Source organism: Agaribacillus sp. DX54 (genome assembly GCF_056858335.1).
Window position 1 is genome coordinate 64,723 of the sequence record NZ_JBXEQE010000010.1, and the last position, 15,636, is coordinate 80,358.

A 15,636-nucleotide genomic window follows, 5' to 3' on the forward strand; every position below is an offset into this window, starting at 1 on the left:
ATTTCGTCGTCATACAAATCTAAAAAGTGAAGAAATTTGTAGTGCGGGGCGATTGTGGGTTGTTTGTCGATAGTATGGCAATAAATGCCTGTTTGTATTCGGTTGCTAATCTGGTTATTTTTACTCATATAATTGATAAAACAACTAAACAATAGCAGGTGATGACCGGTTTATATAATAAAGCCAAAGAAAGCTGGCAGAATTTGATTATAAACGATATTTTTTTTATAAATTGACAGCGGGATCGATACAAGTTATTTAAAACTTGGAATTTCTGATTTTATCAGTAGGAAAGAAAAACTTTTTTTTTGCAAATCTTTAATGGCGAGGTTGTTATGAGCGAGATAATTAAGATTTTGTTAATCGAAGATGAGCCTTTTGACAAAAAGAATTTTGCCAGGTCTATTAAAAACTCCGGGTTGAATGCTAACCTTAGTATAGAAAGCAATGCGGAAGATGGTCTTAGAAATTTGTTGCAGAATAAATATGACATCATATTTCTCGACTATAAATTACCTGGAGAGGATGGCCTTGAGTTATTGAAAAAAATCAGGCAAAAAGGTATCACTGAACCTGTCATTATCATTACATCACAGGAAGATGAAGCGCTTGCCATGTCTATGGTAAAGGCAGGGGCAGATGATTATATTCCTAAATCACTGGTGACAGTAGATGGGCTGGTTCAGATCATCCGGAGTGCCTTGCGGTATCATAAGCTTTCCGGTGAAAAGCAAAAAGCGCAGGATAATCTTGAGATACTGGAAATTAATCTTAAAAGCATCATCGAAAGTTCTTCGGTTATCATTTTTCAGGTAAACAGACATGGCATTTTTGAATTGCTGGAAGGAGAGGCAAGCAAATTTTTGGGGTCCGATCAAAAAGGGGTTGTGGGTAAATCTATCTTTGAGATTTACAAAGATAATTTGTCCTTAAAGGAAGTAATAAGGTGTGCGTTGACTGGAAATAAAGTCAAAAACACGGTTCAAATCGGGGATTCTATTTTTGATATTGACTGTACACCTATCATAAAGAGGCAAAATGAGGTACATGGCGTTCATGGAGTGGTAAAAGACGCTACGCAAAGGGCGAGAATCATCGAGCAACTCATTGAAGCCAAACTGGAGGCAGAAAAAACTGCCAAGGTGAAGGATACTTTCCTTGCGAACATGAGCCATGAGATACGTACCCCGATAAGTGCCATTATCGGATTCACTGATTTGCTGTTTGATAAAGAATTGAGCGGGGAGCAATATGAATATGTAAACTCTATTAAGCTGGCCAGTGAGAATTTACTGGTTATTGTCAATGATATACTTGACTTTAGTAAAATTGAGGCGGGTAAACTTACGTTAAAGAATACTTCTTTCAATTTGACAGACTTAATGGATTCGCTGAAGAAAGTATTAAAACCACAGGCGAAAATAAAGCATATCGATTTGTTGTTCGATATTGATAAAAAAGTTCCGGCCTGGATTATGGGGGATCCGGTGCGGCTTCATCAGATATTGCTTAACTTAATTGGAAATGCATTGAAATTCACCAACCATGGATGGGTTGGGGTGGCTGTCTCCTGCAAGGAAAAAAAGGAAGACGCTGTGCTTTTGTCTTTCAGAATCGTTGATACGGGAATAGGAATTCCACAGGAGGAAATTGCTGTTATTTTTGAAAGCTTTACCCAGGTAAACACCGACCCTTCCCGGGAATATGGGGGTACAGGCCTGGGGCTTACGATTGTAAAGCGATTAATAGAATTGCAGAATGGTCATATTGAAGTTCAAAGTGAAGTCAATAAAGGAACCACTTTTGTTTTTGAATTGATGTTCAAAATGGTTGCCGAAAAAAATAAAGGTGTGGAAACGGCTTTACCTAGCTTTGTGGACGAGTCGTCTTTAAATGGCAAGAAGGTATTGCTGGTGGAAGACAATGATATGATACAGGTATTGGCTCAAAAACATCTTGAAAGTTGGCATATATTGGTGGATGTTGTTGAAAACGGGAGACTGGCCATGGAAAAACTGGAAAACGGTATATATGATCTGGTGTTAATGGATATCCGTATGCCAGAGATGAATGGCTTTGAAACAACAAAGAAAATCCGTTCCAAAGGTGGCAAAATAAGCGGAATTCCGATTATTGCCATGACCGCTCATGCTTTTGAAAAAGAAAAGCAGAAGTGCCTGGCTATGGGTATGAATGATTACATCTCCAAGCCTTTTAAACCCGCAATTCTAAAAGAAAAATTACTGGGTATATTAAGTGACGACCGTATTGCCGGAACTGATATAAACAGTGATGACAATCCGGGTGAAATTATTGGAGAAGTGGGTATCTGTGACTTCGGTAACCTCGAGGCTGTGGCCGGTGATAACCCCGAACTGATGAAAGAGCTGATAGAAATGTACATAAATATGTCAGAGGAAATAGTTGAGAGTATGAAACTCAATCAGGTTCGCGGAGACTTGCAGAGCCTAAGGGTCGATGCCCATAAGTTTCTGAATTCGGTTTCCACTATCGGAATACCAAAACTCACAAGCCTTTTAAACAAGGTTTTGGATAAAAAAGGAAAACCGATGACAAAACCAGCGTTAGAATCGATCCTGCAAAGTATAGGCAGATTAGTGCTTGAGTCCCAGGTGGAACTAAAGAATAAAATTAACGAAATGGATTCTGCCATTTATTAGACGGGTATTATGGTAATTGTATTTAAAAAAACAACTATGATATTAAACATTTATGTAACCACCTTATAACGCAAACATTTAATTTTGGACAAACTACGTTGTATTGTAATTGACGATGATCCCATGGCCCTGAGGCTTATGGAAGAACACATTAAACACACTGATTTTTTGATATTGCTAGATATGTTCAGTGACCCGATACAAGCGGCTAATCAACTACCCCGCAAAGAGGTGGATCTGATCTTTTTGGATATAGAAATGCCAGGTATGAGTGGCCTGGAGCTCATTGAAACACTGGAAAGTAACCCTCAGGTAATCATTGTGAGCAGTAAAAAAGACTATGTGCAAGAGGCATTTGATTATGAAGTAATAGATTATCTGGTTAAGCCAGTAGTAAAATACCAACGATTTTTGAAGGCTGCCACCCGTGCCAGAAAAAATCTTCAGAGACTTCGTGGGGAAAAGAAGGGGGGAGAAAGTATATTTATCAAAGAAGGCACCCTGTTGCTCAATATTTTTTTAAAGGATATCCTATGGTTGGAAGCTTACGGTGATTTTGTAAAAATATATACCACCAAAAAAATGCATACGGTACTTTCTACCCTAAAATCCATGGAAGACAAACTGCCCCAGCAGGATTTTATCAGGGTTCACCGGTCATTCATTGTACGAATGGATAAAGTTGAAAATATCGACCAAACGAATCTTCAAATCGCTAAAAAGATTATTCCTATCAGTAACTCTTACAGAAAACCGCTGATGCAACGAATAAAAACACTTTAAGCAAAGGAGCATTTAATGGAGGGTTCTGTTCAGCTCAAGAAAATAAAGGCCGATTTTTTCGACAGTATAAATAAAATCGTCCAGTTCTACCGGTTTGACAATATAACTATTGGCGCCGAAGCTGTAGCTTTTCAGAATATCTTTATCATGGTCTGAAGAAGTAAGTACGACAACCGGAATAGATTTGCTTCGATCGTCGGATTTGATTTTTTCCAGTACCTCCAGGCCATTGATCTTCGGAAGCTTAAGGTCGAGCAAAATCAGTCTTAACGGTTTCTCATGTCTGCGGGAAGCATATTTTCCTTCGAAGAATACAAAATCCAGTGCCTGTTCACCATCTTTGACAGTGTACAGATGCTTCTCCAACCCGGCTTTTTTTAACGCCCTGATTGTCAACTTGGCGTCATAAGGATTGTCTTCTACCAGGAGTACCTCAATATGCTTCCGGTTCATACGCAGTAATTTCTTCCGTTAATATAGTAAAATAAAATATAGTTCCCACATTCACTTCCGAATGAGCCCATATTTTTCCACCATGTCTTTGAATAATATTCTGTACTATCGCCAATCCTACTCCCGTTCCCTCAAATTCTTCCATGCTGTGTAGTCTTTGAAAAACCCCAAATAACTTATCCGCATATTTCATATTAAAACCAACGCCGTTGTCTTTTACATAGTATGTGTCCTGTCCCTCGATTTTTTTATGACCTACTTCAATGTATGCCTCTTTTCGGGTACTGGTAAACTTTATAGCATTGGAAATAAGATTACTGAAAACCTGTCTTATCATGCTGCTGTCGCCAATAGCCTGCGGCATACGTTTTAGTCTAACGTTTAGTTTACGGTTAGGTTCGAACTGACTTAACTCTTTGAATATATCTTCCGAAAGCCTCCTGATATCAATTTTTGTAAATTTCATTTCTTTTTTACCCAGGCGGGAGTAGGCAAGCAGATCATCTATCAACTGTCCCATCCTGACGGTATTGTCAATCACTGCTTCAAAATTTTCTTTGGCTTCTCCGCTTAATGAATCCCCGAAATCTTCCTCCAACATTTTTGAATAGCCGGCAATCGCGCGCAGTGGGGCGCGAAGATCATGAGACACTGAATAGGTAAAAGCTTCCAGCTCCTTTTTTGTGACTTTGAGTTCGGCTACCTGCTGCTTGAGCTCCTGGTTAAGTGCTGAAACCTTTTCTTCAAATAGTTTTCGGTCTGTAATGTCGGTGATAGTTCCAAGGTGCTGGGTGATTTGCCCCGAGTCGTCCATAATAGGAACAGCCATGCCGCTTACCCACTTTATGGCATTATCCGGTAGACTGAAACGGTATTCCAGGTTAAAAGGTATATTTTGCTCCAACGAACGTTCCCACTCTTTTACCAGGCGGTCCCAGTCCTCCGGATAAACAGCGTTTACCCATTCACCGTCTAAAGCTTCTTCAGCGGAACAACCCGTAATCTCCTGCCATCGCCGGTTAACGTATTCGCATTCCTCCCCGGGCCCATCTGTCAAATAGATTCCAACCGGCGCAATTTCGGTCAACTTACGAAACCGCTTTTCACTTTCCTGAAGGGCCTTTTTTGCCTTTTCTTTTACCAGATCGGCTTCGTAGGTCGACAGGAAACTTCCCAGACTCTGTGACATTAATTCTAATATCTCGATTTTATAATCTTCAAAAGGGGCTACCTTTTTATTTTTTGAAGAGAAATTCAAGGTGCCGTATATTTTATTATTGACAACAACATAAGTGCCTAAATAACTTTCAAGACGTAGATTTTTGTAGGCAGGGTGTCCCCGCATTTTTTCAAGATTGCCTATGTGGTGATAGGAGATGGTTTTTTTATTTTTGACGATGGCCCGGCAATAAGTATCGCTTAAATCGAATTTCATACCTTTTTCCAAAGAATCAATATCAGATTTAATGGCCATGATTTCATACGTTTCTCCTTCGATTTTGCTGATAATCCCCGTATCGAGGTTAAGTAATTCACAACCCGCCTGAAGGTAATTTTCAAATAACTGATCGATGCTTTGGTAATTTGCCGTATTTATCCTGTGTAAGTGTTTCAGATTCGCACTGTAGCTCTCCAGGGCTTTGGTTTTGGACGTTAATTCGATTTCGGTAAGTTTAGCTTCGGTAATGTCCAAAATAGTACCCAGTAGCTTAACCACCTTTCCGTTTTCATAAACAGGCTGTCCCTTGCTCAAAAGATACTTCACATGGCCTTCGGGGGGCACATGCCGGAATTCCAGTGCATAATTCAATCCTTCCGTTATCGCCAATTCAATTTTTTCAAGCAGGTTGGGTAAATCTTCCGGATGTATGCGCTTTTGGTATTCCTCAAAATTCGGTGGAGGTTCTTCCTGATTAAAACCCAGTATTTTATAAATTTGATCAGACCAGACACTATCACCGGTTATCGGATCAAATTCCCATCTTCCCAATCTGGCAAGCTCCTGTGTCTCGGCTAACCTGTGGTTGATCACTATTAATTCATCATTCAATTCCTGCAACTGGTGGGTTCGTTCCTTTACCCTTTGCTCGAGCTGGGAATTTAGCTTGCGGATCTCTTCTTCTGTTTTCTTTATTTCCGTAATGTCATGAATGACAAATTGCATGACCGACCTTCCCTGAAAATGTATTTTGGATATGATCGTAGAGTGCCAGCGTACATTACCCGATTTATCGATGAACCGGTTTTCAAGTTTACCGGAGTATTTCTTCTTGCTCTTAAGAAACGCCGATACAAATCCCTTAACCCGTTCCCTGTCTTCCTCATGAACAAATCCATAGTTTGCCTTCTGAAATTCATCGCGTGAGTATCCGGTAAGTGCATGAACTGCCGGATTTATGTACAATATCTCATTAGTATGGTCAGTAATATGTATCATGTCAGTGAAACTTTCTACCAGGGTTCGGTAGCGGGTTTCTGACTCCTTCAGCGCCAGTTCACTTTTTTTCCTGATACTGATATCTTTGATAAGTGTAATAAGGTACCGGTGATTTTTGCTGAACATGGGGAAAAGTGTAATCTCCGTATTAAACACAGTTCCATCGGCCGTCTTGTTTTCCCATTCAAACTGAATTTTTTCACCATCCAGTGCCCGTTTTGTATATTTTTCTACTTCCACCATTGAATTTCTGCCGTCTGACTGAAATTCCGGCAAAAATCGTTTATTCGGGCTTTTGAAAAATTCCTCTCTGCTTACCTTAAACATTTCCAGTATTTTTTGATTCACCGAGGTAGCCCTTTTTAAATCCAGATCATAAAATATAAGGCCATCCAAAGCACTTTCGGCCAAGGTACGGTATTTTTCTTCACTTTCATGTACCGCATCCATGGCCGTTTGCTTGTCAGTGATATCTTCAAAGGCAATGCCAGCACAATGGTCCGGTAAAGGGAAAGCTTTAAATGCCCAAACCTTTTCGGTTTCTTTTTCATCATCGGCAAATTCATTCACCTCTTTTGCTTTTCCGGATCGAACCACCTCGGTCAAGAGTTCCGGGATCCCTTTCCGGCGGGCATCGGGAAAGTTTTCATCGATGGTTTTCTCGATAAACTGTTCCTTGGAAACACCCAGAAGTTTGGTGGCCATAGGATTGATGGTTATTAACCTGAGGCTGGTGTTTTCTCCTGAACCCTCCAACTTATAAACCATCAGGCCTATTTGAATATTTTCTACGATTTCGGTGTGTCTTTTGACAATTTCTTCTGTCCTTTTTTGTTCCCCAATATCCCTGAAAATGGATCTGCTGTAAACTATTTCCCCTTTGTAATCCCTGACTGCCGAGACATTCAAACTAATGTCGATTTTACCACCGTCTTTTTTTCTTAGCTGAAGTCGGGCATTTTTCACATATCCTGTTTTTACGAAAGATTCAAAAGCCTGCTTCACATCATGCAAACAACCCGGGTCGTACATTTCAAATATGGGGCGGCCGATAATCTCCTTTTTGCTAAAGCCCGTGGCTTTGGCGAGCGTTTGATTACATGCGATCACTTCTTTCGTAGATGCGTCCACAGAAAGAAACATGTCCGGTGCGTTTTCATAAAGATCCCGGTATCTGGCTTCGGAACTTTTAAAGGAACGGTAAATCAGGCCTAATGACAACGGGAGTAAAATAATGGAAATAAGGCCCAATCCAATTGACCAGGGTAGTACAGCATCGTAAATTTCGTGTTTGAGATGGTCCGAAATTACGTGAACGGCAATCAAGGCATCCAGTTTTTGGTTATAGGCATAGGCAGCAAACTGATTTTGTCCCGCATGGTTCACGCTTTCTCCAACCCAGTCCATTTTCGCACTCACCAACTCCAGAATTTTTCCTGGTCCTGTTGTCTTCTCCGAAGCAAGCGGCATATCTCCTACATAAGTACCTTTTGTCTCAGGTAGCAACGTATTCAGGGCCAGGGTGCCGTCATGCTTAATTACGCACAAGTAGCTCCCTTGATAGGGCTTGTGAAAATAATTCCATATACGCTCCAACCTGTTCAGCAACAAGGAATCGCTGTCTGCTTCTTTGGAAAAGTCAATGTCAGCACTCAGCGTTTTGGCAATTTGTAAATTACTGTCAAAAACGTTGTTAAGGATAATTCTTTTGCTGGAAACGTATGAAAGATATCCTATAGCACAACTGGATATGACCACCAGTACACCGAGCAGAATAGCAATCCTGGGCAAAGTATTTGGTTGAAGGCGCCTAAGTAAATTCATGGCCAAATGGTTTGAAGGTTAACCCGCTAATTGAAACTACCACTCACAAATTTACACAGACGCTTTCTCCGGTATAAATTCAGGTTTTAAAGCCTGCTGTACCAAAGGAATCGCTGAAACTTAAGTGGTATTTTCATATTTTACCCAAATATAACTAATTAATCCTTTGCTTTTTATTTGGCGCTTTTAAATAAGAAGATTTCAATGTATTTAGTTTTTCAACGAGCAACGGTTTGGTAACATAACCTATCACCGGAGACCTTTTTAGTATCGCGTCAATCTCCTCGGTATTCAGAGAATTGGACACAACGATGATCTTAATGTTGCTTTTCCTGATTTTGGCATCTTGCTCAAATGTATGCAGGAACTCGTATCCCCTTATAACTGGTTTGCTGATATCGAGCAGGATAAGCTCAGGGAGTAAAGAAGGATGGGTAATATGATTTCTCAGGTATTCGATAGCGCTGCTTCCTGAAGTTTTTGATACGATATCTACAGAAAATTTGCTGATCTCCATTACTTTACGGTTAATATAATTGGCTTCCTGGTTATTGCCCACCAACATAACCAAACGGAAAGATTGATCGTCATTATTCATTATCAGGTCGGTTTTTTTCGTTTCTTTTCCACATTGTTTGCTTAGGTTGTCACAGGTATGTTTGCCAATTATTATTGGCATGAAATACCTTTTGACCCCTTAAATTTATCGACAACCAACAGGTGGTTGTTTCGAATTTGGACGATATGCCTACTCAGATCGCCGAAAGCTATATTTTGCAAGATAAAAATGAAATCATTAAATGAAAAAAACTGTTGCAGACTAATTTCAGGAAAAACAGTTGTGAGCCAGTAATCGGTGGTTAAATTGTCCGGTTTATTTGATCGTTTTTATCATTGGGTGGAGATAAAACCGAAATCAAATCCAAAGCATCTTTCGGATAGGCTACTTTACTGGCGAGCGACATGGCGAGGTGTGCTACGAATGTTTTTTCAATGGTTTTCTTTGAGGTCATTTCACCGAGTTTTGTCAGGTTTTTCAACTTTTCCATCACCTCATCAAGGGCTGCTTCCAGCTCTTCCGAGCTGCCCCCAAAAGCATTGAGTACATTCCCTCTTAGTTCCTCTATAAATGCTAATTTTTCTTTTATTGTTAAACTTTGCTTCATGCAATTCAAATGAAGATGGGACATGTAAAATGATATCCCGTGTGCTTGCCCCCTTATACTTTTCGTGTCGAAACCTATTAAAGTAGCCTAATTTATTCAGTATTAGTTGTCAGGCGTTCCTTAATCGATGAAAGCGATGTTTAATTCGGTGAAATGGTTTTTTAGGGTAATGCACCTAATTTCATAGGCACATAAATATCGACGGTCTTTTTATGTTTTTGTAAATTTTATGTGTACATTTTGAATAAAATAGAACCATGAGAAAGCTTTTTATTCTCGGGATATATTTTTTAGTGTTTTTCTGCACCCATCCCGACCCGGTTGAGAAAGAATCGGCAGAAACCGGTAAGCCTAACATTGTACTGATCGTTGCTGACGATCATGGCATGAATGATTTAGGCTGTTATGGGAACCGAGCCATTAGTACTCCTAATCTTGACTATCTGGCATCAGAGGGCCTGCGTTTTACCAGGGCCTACAGTACTGCCCCTTCCTGTACAGCCAGTCGCTCGGTTATCCTCACCGGCCTTTACAATCATCTGAATGGACTGTATGGCCACGAGCATAGTTATCATCATTTTCGCGCTCATGATTATTTGAAATCACTGCCTGTTTACCTTTCAGAATTAGGAGGTTATGAGACTTTAAGAATAGGTAAATATCATGTAGCTCCCGAGTCGGTTTTTAAATTTGACCGGGTTTTAAAAGCCAATGGCCGTAACCCTGTGGCTATGGCAGATACAGTGGGAAATTACCTGAAGAGTAAAAGACCTCAACCGTTTTTCCTGTACTATTGCACGCAGGATCCGCACCGCGGCGGCGGTAAAGTAGCAAGCAACCCCTACAAGCCGGACCGCTTTGGCAACAAGGACGAGGGCTATCCGGGCGTGGAACCATTGGCTGTTTCTCCTGAAGAAACCCTTGTGCCGGAGTTTTTGCCTGAACTGCCGGAAACAAGGGCTGAGCTGGAACAATATTATCAGTCGGTCAACCGTGTCGATCAGGGCGTTGGAAGGTTAATAGCACATCTGAAGCAAAACCAATTGTGGGATAATAGCATCATTGTGTACATTTCAGACAACGGCATTGCCTTTCCCGGGGCCAAAACCAATATTTATGAACCCGGTATCCGATTACCCTGCCTGGTAAAAAATACCGGTAGCTACCGGAAAGGTACGGTTGTCGACGCCCTGATCAATTGGGCCGATCTTACCCCGACCTTACTGGACATGGCAGGTATCCTTCCCCGGGCGCGGGAGCACTTGACGCTTTCTTTTGCCAACGTGCCGCTTAACAACCAAAACCTGAAAACGAGGTTGAAAGATTTTCATGGTTCCTCTTTCAAACCACTCCTGATGGGCGAAGAAACAACCGGAAGTGCTGAAACATACGCTTCTCATACTTTTCATGAAATTACCATGTATTATCCCATGCGATCGGTTATCACTAAGGATTATAAGCTGATCTGGAATATCGCACACCAGTTACCCTATCCCCACGCATCGGACCTTTGGGAGTCTGCCACGTGGCAAGGTGCTTTAAAAACAGCAAGTCGACAATACGGGCTCAAGGCAATCCACGACTACACCTTCAGACCCGAATTTGAATTATATGATTTATCCAACGATCCGCATGAAACGACTAACTTGGCCGAAAACTATCAGCATGCTGAAATATTTAATACACTGAAAGAAAAGCTTAAAAGCTTTCAGGAAAAGACCAATGACCCATGGATAAGTAAATGGAAACACGAATGAGTGAGTGGAGTTTGGGTTTGAGTGTGGGTGTGGGTGTGGGGATATATTGTTTTGAGGGAGTGGGGGGGAGGGTTTTTGTGATAGATTGAAATTGTTAAATTTGTTTTGTCAATAATTTTTTAAAAATGAAAAAATTCCAACCATTTATTTTTTGCTTATTAGCTGCACCGTTGTTCACCTCTTGTTCAACATCCGGTCAAAAGGAGGCCTCAGAGGTAATCACCGTGCAGGAGGAACCGTTTGGAGAAGCAGACGGTAAAAAGGTAACCTTGTTTACCATTTCAAACCAACAGGGGCTGAGCGTTAAAATAACCAACTATGGTGGGATTATTACCTCTTTAATAGTTCCGGACAAAACGGGAAAACCCGGAGATGTGGTGTTGGGCTATGACAACCTTCAGGGCTATCTCGATAAGAGCCCGTACTTTGGGTCTATCATCGGCCGGTATGGTAATCGCATCGCGGGAGGTCAGTTTAGCCTGAATGACAAGACCTACGTTCTGGCCAAAAACAATAATACAAATCATCTGCATGGCGGCGTAAAGGGTTTCGATAAGGTGGTTTGGGAGGCAGAGGTGGTGAGGGAAGAAAAAGCAGTTAAACTGGTATTGAAATATCTCAGCCCTGACGGAGAAGAAGGTTATCCGGGTAATTTGCAGGTGGAGGTAACCTACATCATCGATGAGCGCAACCAGGTAAGGATCGACTACCGTGCCACTACCGACGCACCGACAATTGTCAATCTTACCAATCATTCCTATTTTAATTTGACAGGTGATCCTGCCCAAACGATCCTGGATCATGAACTCATGATAAAATCCGACTATTTTTTACCTGTCGATAGTACGTTGATTCCCATGGGTGAACTTATGAAAGTAACCGGAACGCCTTTTGACTTTTCCAAATTCAGGCGTATCGGAGATAGTATCGATGTGGAGCAGACACAAATTTTACGGGGTGGGGGTTATGACCACTGCTGGGTCTTCACCAGAAGTTCAAATGATCCGGAAAATCTCGTGTCACTGTTCGATCCGTCAAGTGGAAGGCTAATGGAAGTCATCACCACCGAACCGGGTATGCAGTTTTACACCGGGAACTTTTTAGATGGCACCATTACAGGTAAAGGAGGTGTGGCTTATAAATTTCGTTCCGCGTTATGTCTGGAAACACAGCACTACCCGGACTCGCCCAACCAACCGGATTTCCCATCCGTAACACTGAATCCCGGGGAAGAATACTTGTCGTCAACCATTTACAGGTTTTCTATCGAACCATGACAAACCATGAAATGAAAAATCTTAGAACCCACCGGTATGAATGTTAAAAGAGCAGTAACCTATCTGAGCCTGAGCCTGTTTTTACAGGGATTCATTGAATCCACAGCCGGCCAGCAAATTATGGTATTCTCCAAAACCAATGGTTTCAGGCATAAATCGATTGAGCATGGGAAGGCTGCCCTGAAAAAAATGGGCGATACCGAAAAGTGGTCCGTAACTTTTACGGAAGATTCCCTGGCATTTTCACCGGACCGGCTCGAGGATCTGGATGCAATCGTCTTCCTCAACACAACCGGTAAGATTCTCGGAGACAAGGAAAAACAGGCTTTTAAGGAATATATTCAAAATGGAGGTGGTTTTGTCGGTATACATTCGGCGACTGATACGGAAAAATCATGGCCATGGTATGTAGACCTCGTTGGTGCCGCCTTTAAAAGCCACCCCAAGACCCAAAAGGCGACTGTGAAGATCGTAGATAAAAATCACCCTGCTACCGAACCGTTAAAAAGTCGTTGGACGAGAACCGACGAATGGTATAATTTCAGGGAGCCTGTAAGAAAGCATTGCATCGTATTGGCTGAACTCGATACGGAATCGTATAAGGGGAGTGAAATGAATGGCTACCATCCCATTGCCTGGTACCATCGGTTCCAGGGAGGCCGGGCATTTTACACCGGGCTGGGCCATACGGAGGAATCTTATGAGGAAGAGGACTTCCTAAAACATATCAAAGGAGCAATTTTGTGGGCCGCCGGGGTGGAGAAAGCCCACTGACTCGTATTTCCACAAAAATTTGGCATAGATCCTTTAACTGATAACTGGTAATACATGAATAATCTGGTAATTGGCACTGACTTTGGCACAGATTCCGTCCGGGCGGTGGTAGTTAATGCGGAAAGCGGCAAAGAGTTGGCAGCAGGAGTCTCGTACTATCATCGATGGTCTCAGAGACGTTATTGTGAACCTGCCAACAATCAATTTCGTCAACATCCCCTTGACTACCTGGAAAGCCTGGAAGAGGCCATAAAAAAGGCAGTGGGTAAATTAGAGCCTGAAACGATTCGCCGCATAGCGGGTCTATCCGTAGACACCACCGGTTCAACACCTGTGGCGGTTAATCAAGAAGGGATACCATTGGCCCTTTTGCCCGGATTTGAGGAGAACCCCAATGCCATGTTTATTTTATGGAAAGACCATACCGCTGTTAAAGAAGCTGAAGAAATCAATCAACTGGCCAGTCAATGGGACGTAGACTATACCAAATATGTTGGGGGTATCTATTCTTCAGAATGGTTTTGGGCAAAAATTTTACATACATTGAGGGTCGATCCTGCGATCAGGGAACATGCATACAGTTGGGTAGAGCATTGTGATTGGATCCCATACCTATTGACCGGCCAGACAGCTATTCATACCATGAAAAGAAGCAGATGTGCTGCGGGTCACAAGGCGATGTGGCATCCGGCGTTCGGTGGACTTCCGGGACAAGATTTTTTAGCAGCACTCGACCCGCTCCTCGATGGTATAAGGCCGAAGCTATATAAGGAAACGTATACCAACGATCAACCCGCAGGTGTGCTGTCGGCAGAATGGGCCTCAAAGCTGGGGTTACCTGAACACGTGGTGGTAGGAGTGGGGGCTTTCGATGCGCATATGGGTGCGGTAGGTGGGGAGATCGGAAACTATCACCTCAGCAAAGTGATGGGTACATCCACCTGCGACATGCTTATAGCACCTCATAGCGATATCGGCGACAAGCTGGTCCGCGGTATATGCGGGCAGGTGGATGGTTCTATTATGCCTGATACCCTTGGCATGGAAGCAGGTCAATCTGCCTTTGGAGACGTTTATGCATGGTTTTCCAGGTTTTTGGCCTGGCCCCTTATCAAACTGACCGGAAAGTTAGCGTGGCTTAGCGACGAAAACAAACAACGCCTGGTTAACGAGTTCACGGATGAGATGATTCCGGCACTATCGGCAGAGGCCGAAAAACTGCCCATTAATACAGAGGGCCCTGTTGCTTTGGACTGGCTTAACGGAAGAAGGACACCCGATGCCGATCAAAACCTCAAAGGCGCAATTACCGGGCTTAATCTGGGAACCGATCCTGTAATCGTATTCAAATCCCTGGTAGAAGCTACCTGCTTCGGTGCCAGGGAAATTGTTGACAGATTTGTTTCTGAGGGGGTGCCGATCAAAGGAATCATTGCCCTCGGGGGTGTGGCCAAAAAGTCTCCTTTTATCATGCAAACCATGGCAGATGTGCTTGACATGCCCCTTAAAGTTGCAAGATCCGGGCAGACCTGCGCATTGGGGGCGGCTATGTTTGCCGCAACCGTCGCGAAAATATATAATTCTGTCGATGAAGCTAAAAATCATATGGGAGCAGGCTTTGAAAAGGTTTACCATCCTGTTCCAGCCAATGTAGAGAAATACAAGTTATTACATCAGCGTTACAGAGCACTTGGAAAATTTGTTGAAGCTGAAAACAAGAAAACCTCAATACAAAAAATGACTATCAATGAGTAAATACAAGTTGCTGAAAGAAGAAGCTTATGAGTGCAACAGGCAGCTTCCTGAACTGGGCCTGGTCATTTTTACCTTTGGAAATGCCAGTGTGGTAAGCAGGGAAAATAGGGTATTTGCCATAAAGCCGAGTGGTGTACCTTATAAAGCGCTGAAACCGGAAGACATGGTCATTGTGGATTTCGATAACAATGTGGTGGAAGGAAACCTGAGACCCTCGTCCGATACGAAAACCCATGCGGTTTTGTATCGGCAATGGGATGGTATTGGAGGCATTGTTCATACCCATTCCACCTATGCCACCGCCTGGGCCCAGGCCCAAATGGATATTCCAATATTGGGCACCACCCATGCCGACCATCTCACCGTGGATATTCCCTGTGCCCCTGTAATGCGTGACGAGATGATTAAAGGAGATTACGAACGGGAAACTGGCTTTCAGATCATTAATGCCCTGAAGAATAAAAACCTGTCACACCTTGAAGTCGAGATGATACTGGTCGCCAATCATGCCCCGTTTTCATGGGGGGAGAGTGGTCAAAAAGCAGTATACAACAGTGCCGTTTTGGAAGAAATTGCCAGGATGGCTGCCATTACTATGCAAATTAACGGTAAGGCACCGAAGTTAAAGGAAACGCTTATAGAGAAACACTTTCAGAGAAAACACGGTGCTGATGCCTATTACGGTCAGCAGTAGCTAAAAGCCGTCATCTTCAAAGTTTACAATTTAAA

Annotated in this window: 11 protein-coding genes; 7 read left to right on the forward strand and 4 right to left on the reverse strand. The window is 42.5% G+C overall.

What is annotated here, in order from left to right; genetic code table 11:
* The first annotated feature begins 335 nt into the window (after positions 1-335).
* Together AC04NP_RS13000 and AC04NP_RS13005 are read left to right on the forward strand one after the other, a co-directional pair.
* Positions 336-2,681: a hybrid sensor histidine kinase/response regulator gene (locus AC04NP_RS13000; RefSeq protein ID WP_482860191.1), complete on the forward strand. Its 2,346-nt coding sequence runs from the start codon at positions 336-338 to the stop codon at positions 2,679-2,681.
* Positions 2,682-2,765: 84 nt separating this feature from the next.
* On the forward strand, positions 2,766-3,464 hold the full coding sequence (locus AC04NP_RS13005; RefSeq protein WP_482860192.1) for a LytR/AlgR family response regulator transcription factor: 699 nt from the start codon (positions 2,766-2,768) through the stop codon (positions 3,462-3,464).
* A 12-nt stretch (positions 3,465-3,476) separates the two neighbouring features.
* Here the strand turns inward: AC04NP_RS13005 and AC04NP_RS13010 are convergent, their stop codons facing one another.
* From AC04NP_RS13010 to AC04NP_RS13025, 4 genes are all read right to left on the reverse strand, one after another.
* Positions 3,477-3,917: a response regulator gene (locus tag AC04NP_RS13010; RefSeq protein WP_482860193.1), complete on the reverse strand. Its 441-nt coding sequence runs from the start codon at positions 3,915-3,917 to the stop codon at positions 3,477-3,479.
* Positions 3,898-8,178, reverse strand: a complete 4,281-nt coding sequence (locus AC04NP_RS13015; protein WP_482860194.1) for a PAS domain S-box protein — start codon at positions 8,176-8,178, stop codon at positions 3,898-3,900. Before AC04NP_RS13015 ends, AC04NP_RS13010 begins: the two co-directional genes overlap by 20 nt.
* Before the next feature lie 154 nt (positions 8,179-8,332).
* Complete coding sequence (locus tag AC04NP_RS13020) at positions 8,333-8,857, reverse strand: response regulator (protein ID WP_482860195.1); 525 nt, start codon at positions 8,855-8,857, stop codon at positions 8,333-8,335.
* Positions 8,858-9,038: 181 nt separating this feature from the next.
* Positions 9,039-9,344: a hypothetical protein gene (locus AC04NP_RS13025; RefSeq protein WP_482860196.1), complete on the reverse strand. Its 306-nt coding sequence runs from the start codon at positions 9,342-9,344 to the stop codon at positions 9,039-9,041.
* 257 nt (positions 9,345-9,601) lie between these two features.
* Here AC04NP_RS13025 and AC04NP_RS13030 point away from each other — a divergent pair, with 257 nt between their 5' ends.
* From AC04NP_RS13030 to AC04NP_RS13050, 5 genes are all read left to right on the forward strand, one after another.
* Positions 9,602-11,101 carry a sulfatase family protein gene (locus AC04NP_RS13030; protein WP_482860197.1) on the forward strand — a complete coding sequence of 500 codons (1,500 nt, stop codon included), beginning with the start codon at positions 9,602-9,604 and terminating at the stop codon, positions 11,099-11,101.
* Positions 11,102-11,226: 125 nt separating this feature from the next.
* Complete coding sequence (locus AC04NP_RS13035) at positions 11,227-12,378, forward strand: aldose epimerase family protein (RefSeq protein ID WP_482860198.1); 1,152 nt, start codon at positions 11,227-11,229, stop codon at positions 12,376-12,378.
* A gap of 36 nt (positions 12,379-12,414) precedes the next feature.
* Complete coding sequence (locus AC04NP_RS13040) at positions 12,415-13,152, forward strand: ThuA domain-containing protein (protein ID WP_482860199.1); 738 nt, start codon at positions 12,415-12,417, stop codon at positions 13,150-13,152.
* A 54-nt stretch (positions 13,153-13,206) separates the two neighbouring features.
* The gene (locus AC04NP_RS13045; RefSeq protein WP_482860200.1) at positions 13,207-14,907 is read left to right on the forward strand and encodes a ribulokinase; all 1,701 of its coding nucleotides are present in this window, start codon (positions 13,207-13,209) and stop codon (positions 14,905-14,907) included.
* Positions 14,900-15,601 carry an L-ribulose-5-phosphate 4-epimerase gene (locus AC04NP_RS13050; RefSeq protein ID WP_482860201.1) on the forward strand — a complete coding sequence of 234 codons (702 nt, stop codon included), beginning with the start codon at positions 14,900-14,902 and terminating at the stop codon, positions 15,599-15,601. The genes AC04NP_RS13045 and AC04NP_RS13050 overlap by 8 nt, the downstream gene beginning before the upstream one ends.
* Positions 15,602-15,636: the final 35 nt, after the last annotated feature.

What these genes read in the sequence shown, in the direction of transcription:
- AC04NP_RS13030 (WP_482860197.1), top strand. Translation starts at nt 9,602, where the DNA reads ATGAGAAAGCTTTTTATTCTCGGGATATATTTTTTAGTGTTTTTCTGC.
- AC04NP_RS13045 (WP_482860200.1), top strand. Translation starts at nt 13,207, where the DNA reads ATGAATAATCTGGTAATTGGCACTGACTTTGGCACAGATTCCGTCCGG.
- AC04NP_RS13040 (WP_482860199.1), top strand. Translation starts at nt 12,415, where the DNA reads ATGAATGTTAAAAGAGCAGTAACCTATCTGAGCCTGAGCCTGTTTTTA.
- AC04NP_RS13035 (WP_482860198.1), top strand. Translation starts at nt 11,227, where the DNA reads ATGAAAAAATTCCAACCATTTATTTTTTGCTTATTAGCTGCACCGTTG.
- AC04NP_RS13025 (WP_482860196.1), bottom strand. Translation starts at nt 9,344, where the DNA reads ATGAAGCAAAGTTTAACAATAAAAGAAAAATTAGCATTTATAGAGGAA.
- AC04NP_RS13000 (WP_482860191.1), top strand. Translation starts at nt 336, where the DNA reads ATGAGCGAGATAATTAAGATTTTGTTAATCGAAGATGAGCCTTTTGAC.
- AC04NP_RS13050 (WP_482860201.1), top strand. Translation starts at nt 14,900, where the DNA reads ATGAGTAAATACAAGTTGCTGAAAGAAGAAGCTTATGAGTGCAACAGG.
- AC04NP_RS13010 (WP_482860193.1), bottom strand. Translation starts at nt 3,917, where the DNA reads ATGAACCGGAAGCATATTGAGGTACTCCTGGTAGAAGACAATCCTTAT.
- AC04NP_RS13015 (WP_482860194.1), bottom strand. Translation starts at nt 8,178, where the DNA reads ATGAATTTACTTAGGCGCCTTCAACCAAATACTTTGCCCAGGATTGCT.
- AC04NP_RS13020 (WP_482860195.1), bottom strand. Translation starts at nt 8,857, where the DNA reads ATGCCAATAATAATTGGCAAACATACCTGTGACAACCTAAGCAAACAA.